We start from the raw sequence: 15872 nt of genomic DNA, 5'->3' as shown, positions 1-15872 counted from the left end.
TTATAAATTGCTTTAAGTTAAATTCCTATTAAGTTAATTTGTAAATGGGAAAAGCTAATTTACGAATTAATTTAATTCAAAATCATAAAAAATACGTCACACCTAAGAAATATCTGTGGGGATATAAATATTGAATGTAACTCCTTTGTTTTCTTCACCTTTAGCGAATATAAACCCGTCGTGATTTTCTACTATTTTTTTAACAATGGCTAACCCAATTCCTGTACCTTCGTATGCGGTTCTGGTGTGTAAACGTTCGAAAACTTCGAATATTTTTTCTCCATATTCTGGATCAAAACCAATACCATTATCCGAAACTTTTATGTGACAATATTCGCCATCTGCAGTGAGTTGTTCTAATTTAAAAGTCGATCCTTTGTCGATAACGCTATCTATTTTAATAACAGAAGGCACGCCTTCGCGAGCAAATTTTATAGAGTTATTAATAAGGTTATTCATAAGCTGAATAAACTGAAACGGAATAATATATGCGGTACATAAATTCCCAACTTCTACAGTTACATCATGTTCTTTAATCAGTTCTTTTAAGTCTATTTTAACTTCGTCGAGCACAGTGTTTAAATCTGTTTTTTCAAATGAGCGAGTCGATGTATTGGTTCTAGAATACGTTAGTAAATCCTTAATTAAAACTTGCATGCGGTGTGCTGCATTTTGCATGCGATTAAAATAATTGGTACCTGTTTCCGAAAGATTATCTTTTTCAAGGTCTAAAATACGAGATGAGAATATTTGAATTTTACGCAGGGGTTCTTGCAAATCGTGACTCGAAATATATGCAAAAGACTGCAATTCTTCATTCATGCGCTGCAATTCTTCAATAGAAGATTCTAGCTTTTCATTGGCCTCTCCTAAAAGTTTAGTACGTTCCTTTACTTGACGTTCTAATTCTTGTAAAAACATTTTCTGATCCTGAATATCTGTGCTTGTTCCTACCCAACGTTGGATTTTTCCTTTGTTGTCGCGTTGCGGAATGGCACGGCTTAATTGCCATCTGTATTGACCGTCGTGTCTTATAAAGCGATGTTCGAAAATGAAATCTTCTCCAGTCTCTATCGATCTTTTCCAAAGGAAGGCATTTTCTTCCTTATCATCAGGATGTACAATTGTTAACCAATTTGTCGGATTTAAAGTTTCTTTGGTGTGCCCAGTATAATCGTAAACAGTTTGGTTGTAATAGTCTAAAACACCATCTGTATTTGCTGTCCATATTTTCTGAGGCATGGAATCGGCTAAAAGTCTGAATTTTTGTTCGTTATCTATTAACTGTTGCTCGTTACGTTTTTCTAACGTTATTTCTCTAAGTGTTCCAAATAGCTTTGATGGCGATCCATTCTCATCATAAAATACTTTTCCGTGGGTACGAATCCAAATTATAGAATCATCTTTTTTTCTTGTACGTACTTCGTATAAATAGGTTCCCGTTTTTAAAGCTTTTTTGTAAGCAGGTATCAAAATAGTGTCTAAATCTTCTGGAACGGTACGATTTCTTATAAAATCTTTAGTGAGATTATCACTTTCTGGATACCCTAATATATGAGGTAGGCGTTTACTATGCGTGAGCGCCTTAGTGTTTAGGTCCAATTCCCAGGTTGCGAGTTCTGCTGCTTCAGTCGCGATTCGTAAACGTGTTTCTGTTTTTTCAATACGCTTTCTAGAGTTTACTTTTTCGGTAACATCTACAGCCGTAATAATAAGTCCAGTAATAATGTGATCGGCTTCGTAAATAGGAGTGTAGTCCAAATCGAAATAAAAATTTCGGGTACCATCTTTACCATCTATGGTCGCTAAGGCTTCTCTTTCGCTATACGCTTGTCCAGTTTTATAGACATTATCTAAAAGGTCTGGGAATTTTTGATGCGCTAATTCTGGGAAAACATCTAATAATTTATGGTCAATACAGCTGTCGTAATCCTTTCTCCAAATATCGTTTAACATGGTATTGTTAGCGATCGTTATTATGTGATCTGGTCCATGAAATACTGCAATCGGAATAGGGCTTCGCAATACTAGATTTTTAAATCTATTTTCGCTTTCAAAAACAGCTTGCTTGGCAGTAACAGAATCTGTAACTTCTGTTGTCGCTAGAATTAATCCAGTAATAACTTCGTTTTCGTCTTTTATAGCTTCTCCTAAAAAATTGTAATAGTGTGTTCTAGACGTTTCTTTATGTGTTAAGGTTATTGGTATTTCTGTTAACTGGAAACTTTTACCTGTGTCGAGCGTTTTTAAGATATCCGACTTTAAATCGAAAGGTGTTTGTGGTAAAGCATCTTCAAAATTGTCGCCTACTGCAACCTTATAATTTTTATTAAATAGTTGTCTGTATTTCCAATTAATGGTGTCTACCATTTTTGTTCTCGAAGATACAATTAACACGCCTATAGGTGCTTGTTTTACGATGTTGGTAAATCTCGAGGTTAATTTACTTAATTTTTTACTAGCTCTAAATTTTACAGTATCGTCTATGCAAGAGACCAAAACCCCCTCTGCTAAACTGTCATGTATTTGTAAAGGGACGAAGTTGAAAGTCCAATACGTTTTATTTAGACCTTCATATTTAACTTCTAAAGCATCTAAGCTTGAGTATGTTCTAGATTTTAAAGTATTTTCTAAAGGATTAATGAGTTCCGAAAGTACTTCTGCCGTTATATTTTTAAATGATTTACCAAGATAATCATGATTGTTGTTGTCGATAAAAAAGGCATCGTAAAATGCCTGATTATAATAGAACAGCAAATCGTCTCCCCAACATAAAAACTGAGGTTGCTGATTTTGTAGCAGCATATTTAAAGTGAATATTAAGTGCTGTGACTTCGTTTCGATTGAAGCATAAAAGTCATCAGAATTTAATAATCTTCCAATTTCGGAATGTGTGATTAGTTTATGTTGTGTTTTGCTCATGATAAAGGCATTGGGCTAAAAGGTGTTGAACTTAAAAACCTCCAAAATGATTTTTGAAGGTTTCTAATTACATATTAATATAATGTTCAAGGTAATAAAATTCTTGATTTATCTGAAAAAGATTAATTATTATCATTACTATTTATTAACTTATTTTCTATGGCGTTGTATGTTTTTTGTATGGCTTGTTCTATAGATGCTTCGTGAGCCACAACGTAAATGCTTGATTCTTGGGTGTCAAGTTTTATTTCGCAAATGTTATCGCATTCGTCTGTTTTGTTTTCAATTTTAAAGAACACATTAGCGCTAATAACAATAGGGAACTTTTTCGCTAAAGGATTTAATTTTTCTTCGACTAAATATTCAAAATAGTTATTTCTTGGTATGTTCACATATTCAAACTGTAGTTCCATGACCAGATAATTTAGAGATTATTCTTATTTTACTAGAAGACAAATCTAAGTAGAAATAATAGTGTGCTTTGACTTGAATGCATTTTAGATGTGCTCAAATGATAATTTTTTGTTAAAAATATTTATGAAATTGAATTTTTTGAGACGGTTTCAGTTCATATAAAATCTTTACTTTTATAAATGTAAAATTCACGAAATACCATATGGCACATATATTTAATGATAACTTTAAAATAAAAGATTTCCCTTTTTTATTAAAGGAAACATTTAAAAGATGGATGGCAAGCGATCCTTGGCGTTTAAGCGCAATTATTGCGTATTACTCCATATTATCGTTACCAGGACTTTTGGTTATAATAATAAATGTAATAGGATCTATTTGGGGAACAGCGATTGTAGAAGGGGAATTAACAGAACAAATTTCGAGTGCTTTAGGTCAAGATGCAGCCGAATCGATTACGACAATGATTGCAGAAACTCAGAATACGAGCCGGAACGTTTGGTCGACTATAGTAGGAATTGCTACTTTGCTTTTTGCTTCTACCGGGGTGTTTTATCAATTGCAGTTATCTTTAAACGATGTTTGGGATATAGAAATGAAACCGGGGTCTCCCTTTAAGCATATTTTAATAAGTCGTGTGCGTGGTTTTGCTTTTATTCTTGTGGTGGGATTTTTACTTTTGATTAGTCTTATCGTATCTGCTGGAATTTCAATTTTAAATAATTATATCCAACAGGTATTTCATAGTGAGGTCTTATATGCTGCCTATGCTATAGATTTAAGTGTATCGATTGCAATAATATCAGCACTATTTTCTCTAATGTTTAAATATTTGCCAGATGCCAAAATACCATGGAAAAGTGTGTGGTCTGGTGGTTTTTTAACAGCTGTTCTGTTTGTGGTCGGGCAATCCTTATTAGGATATTATTTCACAAAAGCTAATCCAGGCTCTACTTACGGCGCTGCAGGAACTGTTGTGTTAATGCTTCTCTGGGTTTCTTACTCTTGCCTGATTTTGTTTTTCGGAGCTCAATTTACTTGGGTGTACGCTAAGCATTATACCATAGATATTACGCCTACCGAACATGCACGCATTAAAAGTGATAAATGAAAATAAAGAACCCCACTAAAAATAATATTTAGCGGGGTTCTACCTATAAAAATTAACTAACAATATTTTACCAGTTATTGATTTCTTCTTGAAGTTCTTCTTTTGTCTTACCTGTTTTTTCTTGAAGTTTTCCAACCATTTCGTCGAACTGTCCTTCAGAGTATGTAAGATCATCGTCGGTTAATTTACCGTACTTCTGTTTAAATTGACCTTTAATTTGTTTCCACTTTCCTTCTATCTGATCGTTATTCATGATTTTATGTTTTATGGTTATTACTGGTGTAAAATTATCTCAAATCTAGACGGTGCATTATCTGTTTTGGTTTAATTTTTAACGCAATCACAAATTGTGTTTTCTTTAAGATTATTTGTCCGTTTTATTTTGAGTTACAGTAATCTATAATGAGTTATACCTATGTGTTACAGCTAATATTTGATGGTTTTGAATTAATTAATTCAGAATCTTATCGCGATATTTGGTATCAAGTTAATTTAAAATATAAAGTCATGGGAGATAGACCAAGAATTAAAAATGAAGCGCAATATGATGCCTTACGTGACCAAGGAAATAGCAAAGAGAAATCTGCGCGAATCGCAAATTCACCAAATGCTGGAAAGCGTGGAGGAGAAGCAAGTAATTACGAAGATAGAACGAAGGCCGAATTATACGAACAAGCGAAAGCTCTGGAAATTGAAGGCCGATCTAAACTTAAGAAAAAAGACGAACTAATATCTGCTTTGCGTAACCACTAATTTTAATAATTTAAAACGAATAACAATTTATACTCATAAAAATATGCGAAAAAGAATCTCTCCAAGTATAATAAGACAAATTTTTGTTTTATTACTAATTTGCTTTTTTGGGATCATTATAATTATGGAGCTAATTCCATATCTATCTGGAGTTTTGGGAGCCATAACCTTCTTTGTTCTACTTCAAAAACCAATGACATTTTTGGTTAAAAAGAAAGGATGGAAACCATCTATTGCTGCTGTAGTTCTATTAATAGCATCCTTTATTGGTATATTAATTCCAATAGCGGGAACTGGTTTATTACTAGGGAGTCGTGTAGAAAAAGCAATTTCGAAATCAGAGGGGTTTGTAAAAACAATAGAAGATCAAGCTACCGTTTGGGAAGAGAAAATGGGATTCGATTTTACGTCTAAAATAGATACGTCTTCCATTTCGACTTGGTTATCCCAAAATGTACCAGATTTACTGGGAACAACATTTAATGTATTTATAGCCATTGCCTTAATGTATTTTATGTTGTATTATATGTTAAGTAACAAAAAAGCTTTGCAAAATGCGATGCTCGACTATATTCCTTTTAGTAACGAGAACTTACGCATTATAGGTAACGATAGTTTAGGAATGGTAAAATCTAATGCCATTGGTATTCCATTAGTTGCATTTGCCCAAGGTATAGTGGCATTAATAGGGTTTTTAATTTTTAATATTCAAGATCCGTTTTTTTGGGCCGTTATTGTGTTTATCGGTTCTATGATTCCGTTTGTTGGAACATTACTTGGGACATTACCCGTATTTATATTAACCTATATTAGTGGGGACACCGCACAAGCCTGGGGAATATTGGCCTATGGTATAATAGTTATAAGTTCTACAGATAATTTATTGCGCTTGGTGATTTTAAAACGTTTAGACGATGTCCATCCGTTAATCACACTATTCGGAGTGTTAATTGGTGTGCCATTGTTCGGGTTTATTGGACTTGTATTTGGTCCCCTATTAATTAGTTTGTTTTTACTCCTTCTTAGAATCTATAAACAGAAATATGGTAAAGAAGATGAAGATACTCATGAGAAACGATTATAACAGATTAAAAGGAGGATAGACTTCAAACTTGGCTTGAAGAATACCTTATTAAATGAACTTCTATGAATGAAAATCATTCCGCTTCAGTTCATTTATAATTTCAAAAAAATACAATCATGTTTTATCAAATATCGAATATTGCAAGTAGAGTTTCTGTTGAAGATACACTTTCGGCAAAATTCAAATTTCCACACTTATACAAACCTAAAAAAAGAATAGATGGCACTGCAGAGAGTGTATTGCCTATACTTACGTCTAAAGATAGCAAACATTTACAGTATGCTATTTGGGGCATGTTACCAGAATTTTTCCGAGGCGATTGGAAACCGTATCAGAATAGCCAGAATACTTTAAATATAAAAACAAGAACGTTAAAGAAGCATTTAGAATTTTATAGAAATAGCGAAGTTAAACGCTGTTTGGTTCCTATAACAGGGTATATGGATTTTAGTAAGTCTGAAGGTGAAGTCACTCCGTTTTTTGTAAATCATACTAAAAATACTCCATTTTGTGTGGCGGGTATTTATAATCAATTAGAAGATGGGTTTTATACCTTTTCAATTATTATAGACGATCATTTAAATGAAGAATCAAATTCAATTTCAAAATTTCAACCCGCAATCCTAAAAAGAGAGCTTCACGATCAATGGTTAAATCCTAGAATAGATACATTACACGCCTTAGAGTTTCTTGAAGAACCGCACGATTATGCTTTAAATAGATTCCCAACATCTACACACCTATTATTAAGCTGTTCTTCTACAAATCAGGAAGATGAAGAGGAGTTGGGCTTAGAAGATGCAGTTTAATTACGCTTTTTTTATTTGGGTTAAGTTTAAAACTGTTACAGTTAAATGGACCTTTATCATTCCTATATCTTTACAGTATCGAAATAATACAACAGTTATTTCTAATAAACATTAACCATTAAAAACCAGAAATTATGCTACGTTGGACAGTCACATTTATAATTTTAGCCATTATTGCCGGAATCTTAGGATTCGGTGGAATAGCAGCAGGAGCTGCAGGAATTGCAAAAATTTTATTCTTTATATTTTTAGTATTATTTGTAATTTCTCTATTTACGGGTAAAAGCCCAATAAAATAATTAAAAAACCATTAAAAACTCAAAACATGAAAAAATCAGCTTACATAGGATTATTCGCAATTGCAATGATGTTCTCTTTATCGACTTTTACAAGTTGTCGAGACCAGAAAACTACAGGAGATAAAATAGAAGATGTCGCAGATGATGTTGGGGACGGAATTGAAGATGTTGCCGACGACGTAGAAGACGCCGTAGATTAGAAATTTAAGTAAAGAAACTAGTTTCTTTCTAATATATATAAGGGTGTATTCTTAGGAATATGCCCTTTAGTGTTTTAAATAGTATTAACCTTAAAAAATTAAATATTATGATTATTTCAAACGAATTCGCTAAGCACGAAACCGATTATATTAAAAAATATCAAAATAAAGGTTACACAGCAAATTACAGAATTGTGGACAATCAATTGGTCGATTTGGAAACCAAGGAGAGCTTTAATTCAGAATCGGTAACGATAGTAGCAGAGCACCGTTACGAAGGGATGAGTAATCCATCAGACATGTCTATTTTATATGTTATAGAAACGGCATCCGACTCTAAAGGAACATTTTTATCAGGATACGGGCCTACAGCAAATTTAGACGATGCGTCATTCTTTAAAGACATACCTAAGTCTAACTATATCGAAGATGCAAATATTTTAGATGATGAATAACTTATTCGTATTTTGCAGCCAAATTTAAAGGTGGCTTATGAAAGTATTTGTAAAATATGACTATCATGTGGTTTGCAAACGTGTACTAAAAGCGCAACTAGACATGTTAAACATTCCTTATAAATTAAACGGTATTGGAGAAATTGAATTGGCTTCAGATTTAAAAAAAGAAAAACGCGAGGCCCTTATTGAAAATTTGGCATTCTATGGGATAGAAATTATCCAAGACGAAAAAGATGTTCTGGTACAACGTATCAAAGACATTATTTCCGACATGGTTCAAAGTTCCGAAGAAAGCAAAAGCTCTAACACGTCTACTTTACTTTCAGAAAAATTAAATTATTCATATAGTTATTTGTCGGGTATTTTTTCGGAAATCACCTATTCGTCTATCGAGAACTTTGTTATTTTAAAAAAGATAGATTACGCCAAAGAACTCATGTCTAGTAACGATCGTTTAACACTTACAGAAATTGCGCATCGCTTGCAATATAGCAGTGTGGCCCATTTATCGGGTCAGTTTAAAAAAATAACAGGATTGACACCTTCAGGATTTCAGAAGATTATGTCGAAACGACGGGAAAGAAAATAATATTTTATTATATTTTTCCGCATAAAAGAAGTGTTCGGAATATAAAATTCTGAACGCTTCTTTTGTGCGTAGAGAATTAATTAATCGAATGCTTTGTACTTAAAACGTTGTCCGCCAACAGAAGCTTCAGCCATTAATCCTGCTTTAGAGTGTGTATATACAGCCACACCGTCTTTATACTTGGCATCTAAGCTTTCTCCAGCTTTTAAAGCCACAGCAGAAACCCCGGCGTCAAATTCAAATGTACCCGCTTTAAATTTTTCAACATCTTCTAATTCTTCAAAAAAGATAATTTCAATTAAGGCCTGTCCACCAGCTTGTAAACCTACATTTAGTTCTTTTAGATTAGCCATGCCTTTCTTTTTTCCATATTGATACAACACACCATTTCCGGAAGCTCCTCCAACAATAAACCCGCCTTTACCTACATTTGGAAAGATAACGCAACCCGCCGAATTATCGAAAAAAGTTCGCAATCCAGGGTTAACTTCTAAAAGTGTTTTTACGGCAGCGTCAGATTCTTTAATAATTTTCTTGTCCTTTTTGCTTTGTGCATGTAACGTAAATGACATACTACATACAACCAATAATAAAAATACATGCTTTAATACTTTCATAATATCTTATAATTTATAATTGTTAAGAACTTGAAATTACAACATTTTATATAAATATTTTTATTTGATTACCTACTTGCGTGGGATATGGGGTGGCTTACTAATTAAAATGAAGCGCTTTCGTTAGTGTCTCATTGTGAGTGTTGTGCGCTTTAGATTCGTTTAATTTCGTTACTTTTTATATTCTTTAGTATCTTCAACCGCGATAACCAGAATAAAGAAATTCAACTATAAATAATTTTCATGAAGAGTTATAGATTACTTATACGCTATCTTGTTACGGGAACACTTTTTGTTGTGGTCCCTATCCTTATTCTGTTTGTTTTATTTGGTAAAGCACTCGGTATTTTAATGCCTTTAGGACATACACTGACAGAGAAATTTCAATTAACTTCTGTGCTTGGGCCAGCAGCAGTTGTGTTGGTGAGCTGTTTCATTATTTTTGTAATTAGTATTTTAAGTGGTTATTTTATTGTGAATGGCTTTCTGAAACAGTGGAGTAATAAATTTGAAACAACTCTATTCTATAGTTTTCCTTCTTTTCAGATGATGAAATATAGATTTATAGACGAAGAGGATTATCAAAAACAAGGTTTCTGGGAGCCTATTCTTCTAAAAGACGATACAGTCTATCTTATCGCATTTATCACCGATAAAAGTCAACCCGATTTTTTATCTATTTACGTGCCCGGTGCCCCAAAAATGGATTCTGGGGAGGTGCGCTATATGCTAATTTCAGACTGCGAGTATATTCCAATTACGATGAAACAAGCGATGAATGGTTTGCGTAATTTTGGAAAAGGGATGGATCCTGAAGTGTTTTTAAACGCTAAATAATTTAGAAAACGGCTTGAATGAATAAGTGTTCTGCAGCCTCATAATTACTGATTTATTGGCGTTAAAATTATCGTCTAAATTTAAGTGTAAATCGCTACCTGCAATTCCATATATAAGTGCTTATGTTTGTAGCGTCTAAAAACTATAAATTAGAAGTTTGCATGAAGTCATTATTAATATTTCTTAGTCTTTTAAGTAGTATCATCTCTTTACATGCCCAAGAGGTCGAGATAAAGGGCGTTGTTCTGGAACAAGGGGCAAATCTTTCGGTACCGTATGCTACAGTGGTTATTGTAGATTCTAATTCGGATAAACCAATTACGGGAACTACAACAAACGAGGCAGGGGCGTTTAATTTAAAAGTTACGTCTACCGATGTGTATCTTAAAATCAGCTTTATCGGATTTAAAACATTAACCTTTAAGAATCTTGATTTTACAGGTTCTGTATACGATTTAGGTACGGTTTATATGGAACAAGACGCGCAGTCTTTAGACGAGGTTGTGGTGCGCGCAGAAGTCTCTTCGACACAATTTAAACTTGATAGAAAGATCTTTAATGTTGGCCAGGATATAGCAAGCACAGGTGTAAGTGCATTAGAAGTTTTAAATAATGTACCGTCCGTAAATGTAGATATCGAAGGAGCTGTGAGTTTAAGAGGGAATAGTGGTGTTCAAATATTAATCGACGGAAAACCTTCAGTGCTAGCGGACGAAAGTAGTAATGCGCTTGGAACAATTACTGCCGATATGATTGAACGTGTTGAGGTGATTACAAACCCGTCGGCTAAATATGATGCAGAAGGAACCGCAGGGATTTTAAATATTATTCTTAAAAAAGAAGATAAAAGAGGTGTAAATGGTGCGATGTCTTTAAATACAGGAATCCCCGATAACCATAGTATTGGAGTAAGTTTAAATAAAAGAACAGAGAAATTTAATTTGTTTACCCAATTTGGTGGTGGTTACCGGTCTTTACCTAGAGATAATACGTCGGAGAATACAAATTTTGAAACCGGTTCGAGCATTATTAGTGATGGTACAGAGTACAGAAACGAGACGTTTTTCAACTTAACTTTAGGGACCGATTATTATATAAACGATTTAAATGTGCTAACACTTTCTGGAAATTTTGCCTATGAAATCGAAGACCAACCGTCTAAAACTAATTTTAGTTCTTACGATAATTCGACCTTAAATTCAATATGGTTCCGTGAGGAGACTACCGATGCTACAAATCCAAAATGGCAGTACGAATTAAATTATAAAAAGGAGTTTAAAAACAATGAAGAGCATACCTTATTGTTTAGTGCTTTAGGTAGTTTTTTTGGAAAAGATCAAGAATCGGAATTTACAAATACCACCACTTTCGGAGATATTGTAAATGTCGATCAGCAAACAGAAACAGCATTTCAACAAGCCGATTATACATTTAAATTAGATTATACGAATCCGATTTCGGAGGCTATCACTATTGAAACAGGTGTGCAATATCTTATCAACGATGTCGGGAACGATTATGAAGTCCGTGAATTTGATTCGAATGAATGGATTATAAATCCGAATCTGACGAATGATTTTGAATATAATCAGAAGGTGTTTGGGTTTTACGGCACAGGATCTTACGAAGGTGAAAAATGGGGTGTAAAATTGGGACTTCGTGTTGAAGACACCAAGTTGTATACCTTATTAGCGAATACCGACGAAGAGAATGATCAGGAATACACAGATTTCTTCCCAACGGTGCATAGTTCATATAAGATTAACGACGATTTTTCTGTTCAGGCGGGATATTCTAAGCGTATTTTTAGACCGCGTTTATGGGATTTAAACCCATTCTTCAACATTAAAAACAACTATAACATTCGCGTAGGAAATCCGAATTTACAACCGGAATACACGAATTCTTACGAAATCACAGGGATTTTTAAAATCGGAAAAGCGACTTTAAATTCTAGTGTGTTTTATCTGTACACTACAGATGTGGTCGAGCGTGTGTCTGTGTTTCAGGATAACGTAACAGTGACTACTCCAGTAAACGTAGGAACAAATGGTGCACTTGGTTTCGAATTAAACGGAAAGTATTCGCCATTAAATTGGCTGACTTTTAATGGAGATTTTAACTTTAATTACTTTCAGCGTAAGGGTGAATTCGAAGAGCAATCTTTCGATTTTAATGGGGAGCGTTGGAATGGAAGGTTAACGTCTAAAATAGCATTACCTGCAGATTTCGATTTGGAAATTACAGGGCAGTTAGAATCCGATTATCAAACAGTGCAAAGCGAAAATCAAGGATTTACTTTTATGGATCTTGGTGTACGTAAAAAAATACTAAAAGGTAAAGTGGTTGTGAATTTTGCTATTAAGGATGTTTTCGAATCTAGAGTTTATGAAAATACGATTTTAAACGCCAATAACTTCAATACTAATAGAAGTACACGTGGCCGATTTTATACGCTTGGTTTTAGCTATGGATTCGGAAAAGGGGAGGCCATGACTTATTCTGGTAAACGTTAATAAAGAAACGGACATCGTGAGCATTATTCTGAATATAATTAACAATAGCTTAGGGCGATGAAATGGCATTTTAGGTAAATGTTTAGTATCTTAGAGTGCAATAAAATTAAAAACAGGAAATCATGAAAAACATATTAGTTACCATAGATTTTAACGGAAAAGAAGAGGTCTTGATAGAGCGCGCTTTTCAGATGGCTTTTGCTTTTAAATCTAAATTATGGATAATGCATATTGCGGCACCCGATCCAGATTTTGTTGGTTATGATGTAGGACCTGAAGAGGTGCGAGATGGGCGTGCGGAAGAATTAAGAGAGGAACATCGTTTACTCCAAAAATATTCTAAAGAACTTAATGATCGCGGTATAGTTACAGATGGTTTGCTAGTAAATGGAGCAACCATTGAAACTATTTTAGAGCAAGCAGAAAAATTAAAAGCCGACTTAATTATTACGGGGCACGAAAGTCATGGGTTTTTCTATAGAGCGATTTTAGGAAGCACAGCAGAGCAATTATTAGAAGATTCTAAAATTCCGTTGTTGATTGTGCCTTTGGATAAGGAAAAATCGTAATTCTTTAATTTAACAGTACTATTGCCTTTATAAGGTTTTAAAATATAAATACTAAATGACCATTGAAGATTTAGAGGGCACTTTTACCGTAATGGGGAGCAATCAAAACGATAGTGAGCATACCTACGAAGGTACGCTTAGTTTATCTGTAGATAGTGATAAACGTATTCAGGCAACTTGGTTAATTCATAGCGAACAAGAGCAGTTTGGAAGCGGATTTTTTAAAGACAATATATTGGTCGTGAATTTCTATTATTTAGGAGAAGCGGACAAGAAATTTAAAGGTGTTGTGGTATATCGCTGTTTGACTCCCGATATACTTGATGGTTTCTGGTCGGAGAAACATGGTGATCCATCGTTTTTGGGGGCAGAACGTTGTTTTCGTATAAAAGCCAATAATGAAATGCTAGAATAAAAAAATCAGCTTAGTTTTAATTTAGAAACTAAGCTGATTTTTTTTTATGTTTAAAACGAGTTATGTAAAACGTTACGGATTTAAACTTCTTAGATATTCTAGAATAGCTCTCGCATTTTCTTCACTCACAGGTGCAGTTACCATCGGCGCTTTGTCGTATTCTTCATAAATGCCTTTTGCTAAGGGGTCTTTTTTTACCATTTGAGCAGTATTCATAGTCATATTCATGATCCACTCTGGGCTTCTTTTAGCTGTAATATCGCCTAACGCAGGTCCGATAAATTTACGATCTGTTTTATGGCAAGCCATACAGTTTATTTTGAAATAGTTTTCTCCTTTTTTTGCTAAATCTTGGTCTATAGCTTCCTTTATTTCTACCGAAGTAACAGGTCCAATTCCTTTGTTTTCTAAATCAACAATATCTTCAAAAGATGCTTTTTCCTTAGCAGGTGTAGCTTTTTCTACGGTTTTACCAGTACTTGGCGCATATTCGAAAGATTTTTTTTCTTCTTTTTGTTTACAGCCAACAATAAGTAAAGTAAGTGCGATAAAGAGTAGTTTTTTCATGTATATAATTTTTAGAATTAAAAGGAAATGTAAAATTAAATAAAAATATATGTATTTAACATGATGATAATCATGTTGTAGGTCGGTTTTGTGAAAAAGTGTAAGTAACCATTTAACTCATATAAGTTTGTAATATATCCTCAGGTATTAGTCAGCTAATAACTTTCGTTTAAAAAGTATTTTAGTAGTTTTATCGTTTGGTACACAATCTAAATCTTATGTACCCTAAACTTATAAACGCCTAAATGAGACTTGCTTTTTTATTGTTTTTTTCAGTATTTACAATAACCGCTCAAAATATTAAAGGTACTGTTCTGGACAGAGATACTAATATGCCTCTAGAGGATGTAAACATATATTCTGAAAACACATCAAAAGGAACGGTTACCAATGATAAGGGTGTGTTTGTGTTAGAGATTACAAAAGAATTAGAAGCAGATTTTATCTCGTTTTCTAGTGTGGGCTATGCGACTAAAAACTATACAATCGAGGAGATTAAGTCTTTAAACTACATCGTCTTTTTATCTAAAATTAATGAAGAATTAAATGAGGTTGTCCTATATTCTGAGCTTGAATTACAAGAGGCTTTACCGTTTAAAAAAATAGGATCGTTAAAGGAAAGTGTCCATCATTTTGGTGCAACATTAATAGGTGATAAGATTTATGTAATTGGTGGAGATAAAACCATAAAAGATGATGTTAAAAAACGCGCACTTCAGCAGTCTGAATCGATTGCCGAATTATTTAAAAACGTAAGTAAACCCGAGCTTATTTGGAAACACTATAGCGATAAATTACAAGTTTACGACATCGAAAAAGATACTGTTGTCGTTTCAGATTTAAACTTCAGAAAGCGAGCTTATCATAATGTTGTAGCAGTAGATAATCAGCTATATGTATTGGGCGGAAAATCTTTGTCTAAAAGTCAGAATACAGAATATTTAGAAAATAAAATTGAAGTCCTCGATATAGAAACTAATGTATTAGAGTTGGATGATGCGTATCCCCATCAAGCCATTAATTTTACTTCGGTGGCATACCAGGATAATATTATTGTTATGGGAGGCTCTAACAAGCAGAAAGCAAATGGCGATAAAATTTATAGCGCTAAATCGTACATCTATAATATTACGTCTGGATATTGGTATGCGTTGAAAGACATGACAAAACCAAAGGAAGTTCGTGGTGTACTAGTAAATAATAAAATCTTTTTAATTGGAGGTTTTAACGGTGATGTGTTGAAAGCGATTGAATCTTATAATCTAGAAACTGCGACATGGAAAGCCGAAGGTGATTTGTTTTATGGTATGGAAAATCCAAGCTTAACCGTGTATAACGACATAATTTACATATTTAATGACGGTAAATTACTTACCTATAATATAGAAGCCAAGGTTTTAAATGAATATGATATTAGGTTAAAATTAAAAGCAGCCTCACTCTTTTATGCTAATGATAAATTGTACATCGTAGGCGGGCATACAGAGGTGTATTACCAAACCACACCTTCTTCGGATATCTATTCGATCGATTTAAGGGAGTTTCCTAAAACAAGAATTCTACAATCTAAAACAATGAATTAGAATTGGAACTACCGTTTCTTAAATTCATTTTAATACATATATAATAAGTTAGGCGCAAGCGTCTAAAGTATTTCCAGTTTATGTTATTTGATGACTGCTTTTGAATATGCTTTAAACGATACCCTATTA

The 15872-nt window shown here is 33.6% G+C and carries 18 protein-coding genes; 13 read left to right on the top strand and 5 right to left on the bottom strand.

Annotation, left to right across the window (positions count from 1 at the left end; genetic code table 11):
- Nucleotides 1-102 precede the first annotated feature (102 nt).
- Together ACFFVB_RS17930 and ACFFVB_RS17925 are read right to left on the bottom strand one after the other, a co-directional pair.
- The gene (locus ACFFVB_RS17930; RefSeq protein WP_382384613.1) at nucleotides 103-2922 is read right to left on the bottom strand and encodes a PAS domain-containing sensor histidine kinase; all 2820 of its coding nucleotides are present in this window, start codon (nucleotides 2920-2922) and stop codon (nucleotides 103-105) included.
- Between the two features lie 122 nt (nucleotides 2923-3044).
- Nucleotides 3045-3335: an HPF/RaiA family ribosome-associated protein gene (locus ACFFVB_RS17925; RefSeq protein WP_382384611.1), complete on the bottom strand. Its 291-nt coding sequence runs from the start codon at nucleotides 3333-3335 to the stop codon at nucleotides 3045-3047.
- Nucleotides 3336-3538: 203 nt separating this feature from the next.
- Between ACFFVB_RS17925 and ACFFVB_RS17920 the strand changes: the two genes are divergently transcribed.
- Entirely contained in the window at nucleotides 3539-4447 is a 909-nt protein-coding gene (locus ACFFVB_RS17920) for a YihY/virulence factor BrkB family protein (protein WP_382384609.1), read from the top strand.
- A gap of 67 nt (nucleotides 4448-4514) precedes the next feature.
- Here ACFFVB_RS17920 and ACFFVB_RS17915 read toward each other — a convergent pair whose 3' ends face one another.
- A complete protein-coding gene (locus ACFFVB_RS17915) occupies nucleotides 4515-4700 on the bottom strand; it encodes a CsbD family protein (RefSeq protein ID WP_382384608.1) in 186 nt (61 codons plus the stop codon).
- 254 nt (nucleotides 4701-4954) lie between these two features.
- Between ACFFVB_RS17915 and ACFFVB_RS17910 the strand changes: the two genes are divergently transcribed.
- From ACFFVB_RS17910 to ACFFVB_RS17880, 7 genes are all read left to right on the top strand, one after another.
- A complete protein-coding gene (locus ACFFVB_RS17910) occupies nucleotides 4955-5200 on the top strand; it encodes a DUF7218 family protein (RefSeq protein ID WP_382384830.1) in 246 nt (81 codons plus the stop codon).
- 43 nt (nucleotides 5201-5243) lie between these two features.
- Entirely contained in the window at nucleotides 5244-6284 is a 1041-nt protein-coding gene (locus ACFFVB_RS17905; RefSeq protein ID WP_382384607.1) for an AI-2E family transporter, read from the top strand.
- A gap of 116 nt (nucleotides 6285-6400) precedes the next feature.
- Complete coding sequence (locus ACFFVB_RS17900) at nucleotides 6401-7093, top strand: SOS response-associated peptidase family protein (RefSeq protein WP_382384606.1); 693 nt, start codon at nucleotides 6401-6403, stop codon at nucleotides 7091-7093.
- 134 nt (nucleotides 7094-7227) lie between these two features.
- Nucleotides 7228-7392, top strand: a complete 165-nt coding sequence (locus tag ACFFVB_RS17895; protein WP_382384604.1) for a DUF1328 family protein — start codon at nucleotides 7228-7230, stop codon at nucleotides 7390-7392.
- Nucleotides 7393-7418: 26 nt separating this feature from the next.
- Nucleotides 7419-7592: a hypothetical protein gene (locus tag ACFFVB_RS17890; protein ID WP_382384602.1), complete on the top strand. Its 174-nt coding sequence runs from the start codon at nucleotides 7419-7421 to the stop codon at nucleotides 7590-7592.
- A gap of 107 nt (nucleotides 7593-7699) precedes the next feature.
- Entirely contained in the window at nucleotides 7700-8047 is a 348-nt protein-coding gene (locus tag ACFFVB_RS17885) for a hypothetical protein (RefSeq protein WP_382384600.1), read from the top strand.
- Nucleotides 8048-8084: 37 nt separating this feature from the next.
- Nucleotides 8085-8639 (top strand): helix-turn-helix domain-containing protein, encoded by a 555-nt coding sequence (locus ACFFVB_RS17880; protein WP_382384598.1) that lies wholly within the window; start codon nucleotides 8085-8087, stop codon nucleotides 8637-8639.
- Nucleotides 8640-8719: 80 nt separating this feature from the next.
- On the opposite strand, the gene ACFFVB_RS17875 is transcribed toward ACFFVB_RS17880, so the two are convergent.
- A complete protein-coding gene (locus ACFFVB_RS17875; RefSeq protein ID WP_382384597.1) occupies nucleotides 8720-9256 on the bottom strand; it encodes a lipid-binding SYLF domain-containing protein in 537 nt (178 codons plus the stop codon).
- A 243-nt stretch (nucleotides 9257-9499) separates the two neighbouring features.
- Here ACFFVB_RS17875 and ACFFVB_RS17870 point away from each other — a divergent pair, with 243 nt between their 5' ends.
- The 4 genes from ACFFVB_RS17870 to ACFFVB_RS17855 all read left to right on the top strand — a co-directional run bounded on the left by ACFFVB_RS17870 (nucleotide 9500) and on the right by ACFFVB_RS17855 (nucleotide 13593).
- Nucleotides 9500-10093: a DUF502 domain-containing protein gene (locus tag ACFFVB_RS17870; RefSeq protein WP_382384595.1), complete on the top strand. Its 594-nt coding sequence runs from the start codon at nucleotides 9500-9502 to the stop codon at nucleotides 10091-10093.
- Between the two features lie 161 nt (nucleotides 10094-10254).
- The gene (locus tag ACFFVB_RS17865; RefSeq protein ID WP_382384593.1) at nucleotides 10255-12609 is read left to right on the top strand and encodes a TonB-dependent receptor domain-containing protein; all 2355 of its coding nucleotides are present in this window, start codon (nucleotides 10255-10257) and stop codon (nucleotides 12607-12609) included.
- A gap of 122 nt (nucleotides 12610-12731) precedes the next feature.
- Nucleotides 12732-13178 carry a universal stress protein gene (locus ACFFVB_RS17860; protein ID WP_382384592.1) on the top strand — a complete coding sequence of 149 codons (447 nt, stop codon included), beginning with the start codon at nucleotides 12732-12734 and terminating at the stop codon, nucleotides 13176-13178.
- Nucleotides 13179-13233: 55 nt separating this feature from the next.
- Nucleotides 13234-13593, top strand: coding sequence for a hypothetical protein (locus ACFFVB_RS17855; protein WP_382384591.1), 360 nt, complete (start codon nucleotides 13234-13236; stop codon nucleotides 13591-13593).
- Nucleotides 13594-13665: 72 nt separating this feature from the next.
- On the opposite strand, the gene ACFFVB_RS17850 is transcribed toward ACFFVB_RS17855, so the two are convergent.
- Nucleotides 13666-14160: a c-type cytochrome gene (locus ACFFVB_RS17850; protein ID WP_382384589.1), complete on the bottom strand. Its 495-nt coding sequence runs from the start codon at nucleotides 14158-14160 to the stop codon at nucleotides 13666-13668.
- A 245-nt stretch (nucleotides 14161-14405) separates the two neighbouring features.
- Between ACFFVB_RS17850 and ACFFVB_RS17845 the strand changes: the two genes are divergently transcribed.
- Nucleotides 14406-15743 (top strand): Kelch repeat-containing protein, encoded by a 1338-nt coding sequence (locus ACFFVB_RS17845; protein ID WP_382384588.1) that lies wholly within the window; start codon nucleotides 14406-14408, stop codon nucleotides 15741-15743.
- Nucleotides 15744-15872: the final 129 nt, after the last annotated feature.

The organism is Formosa undariae (assembly GCF_042427615.1).
In the GTDB taxonomy this organism is placed as follows: Bacteria; Bacteroidota; Bacteroidia; order Flavobacteriales; family Flavobacteriaceae; genus Formosa; species Formosa undariae.
The sequence above is the reverse complement of the archived record's forward strand: the minus strand, read 5'-3'. Positions and strand labels throughout refer to the sequence as shown.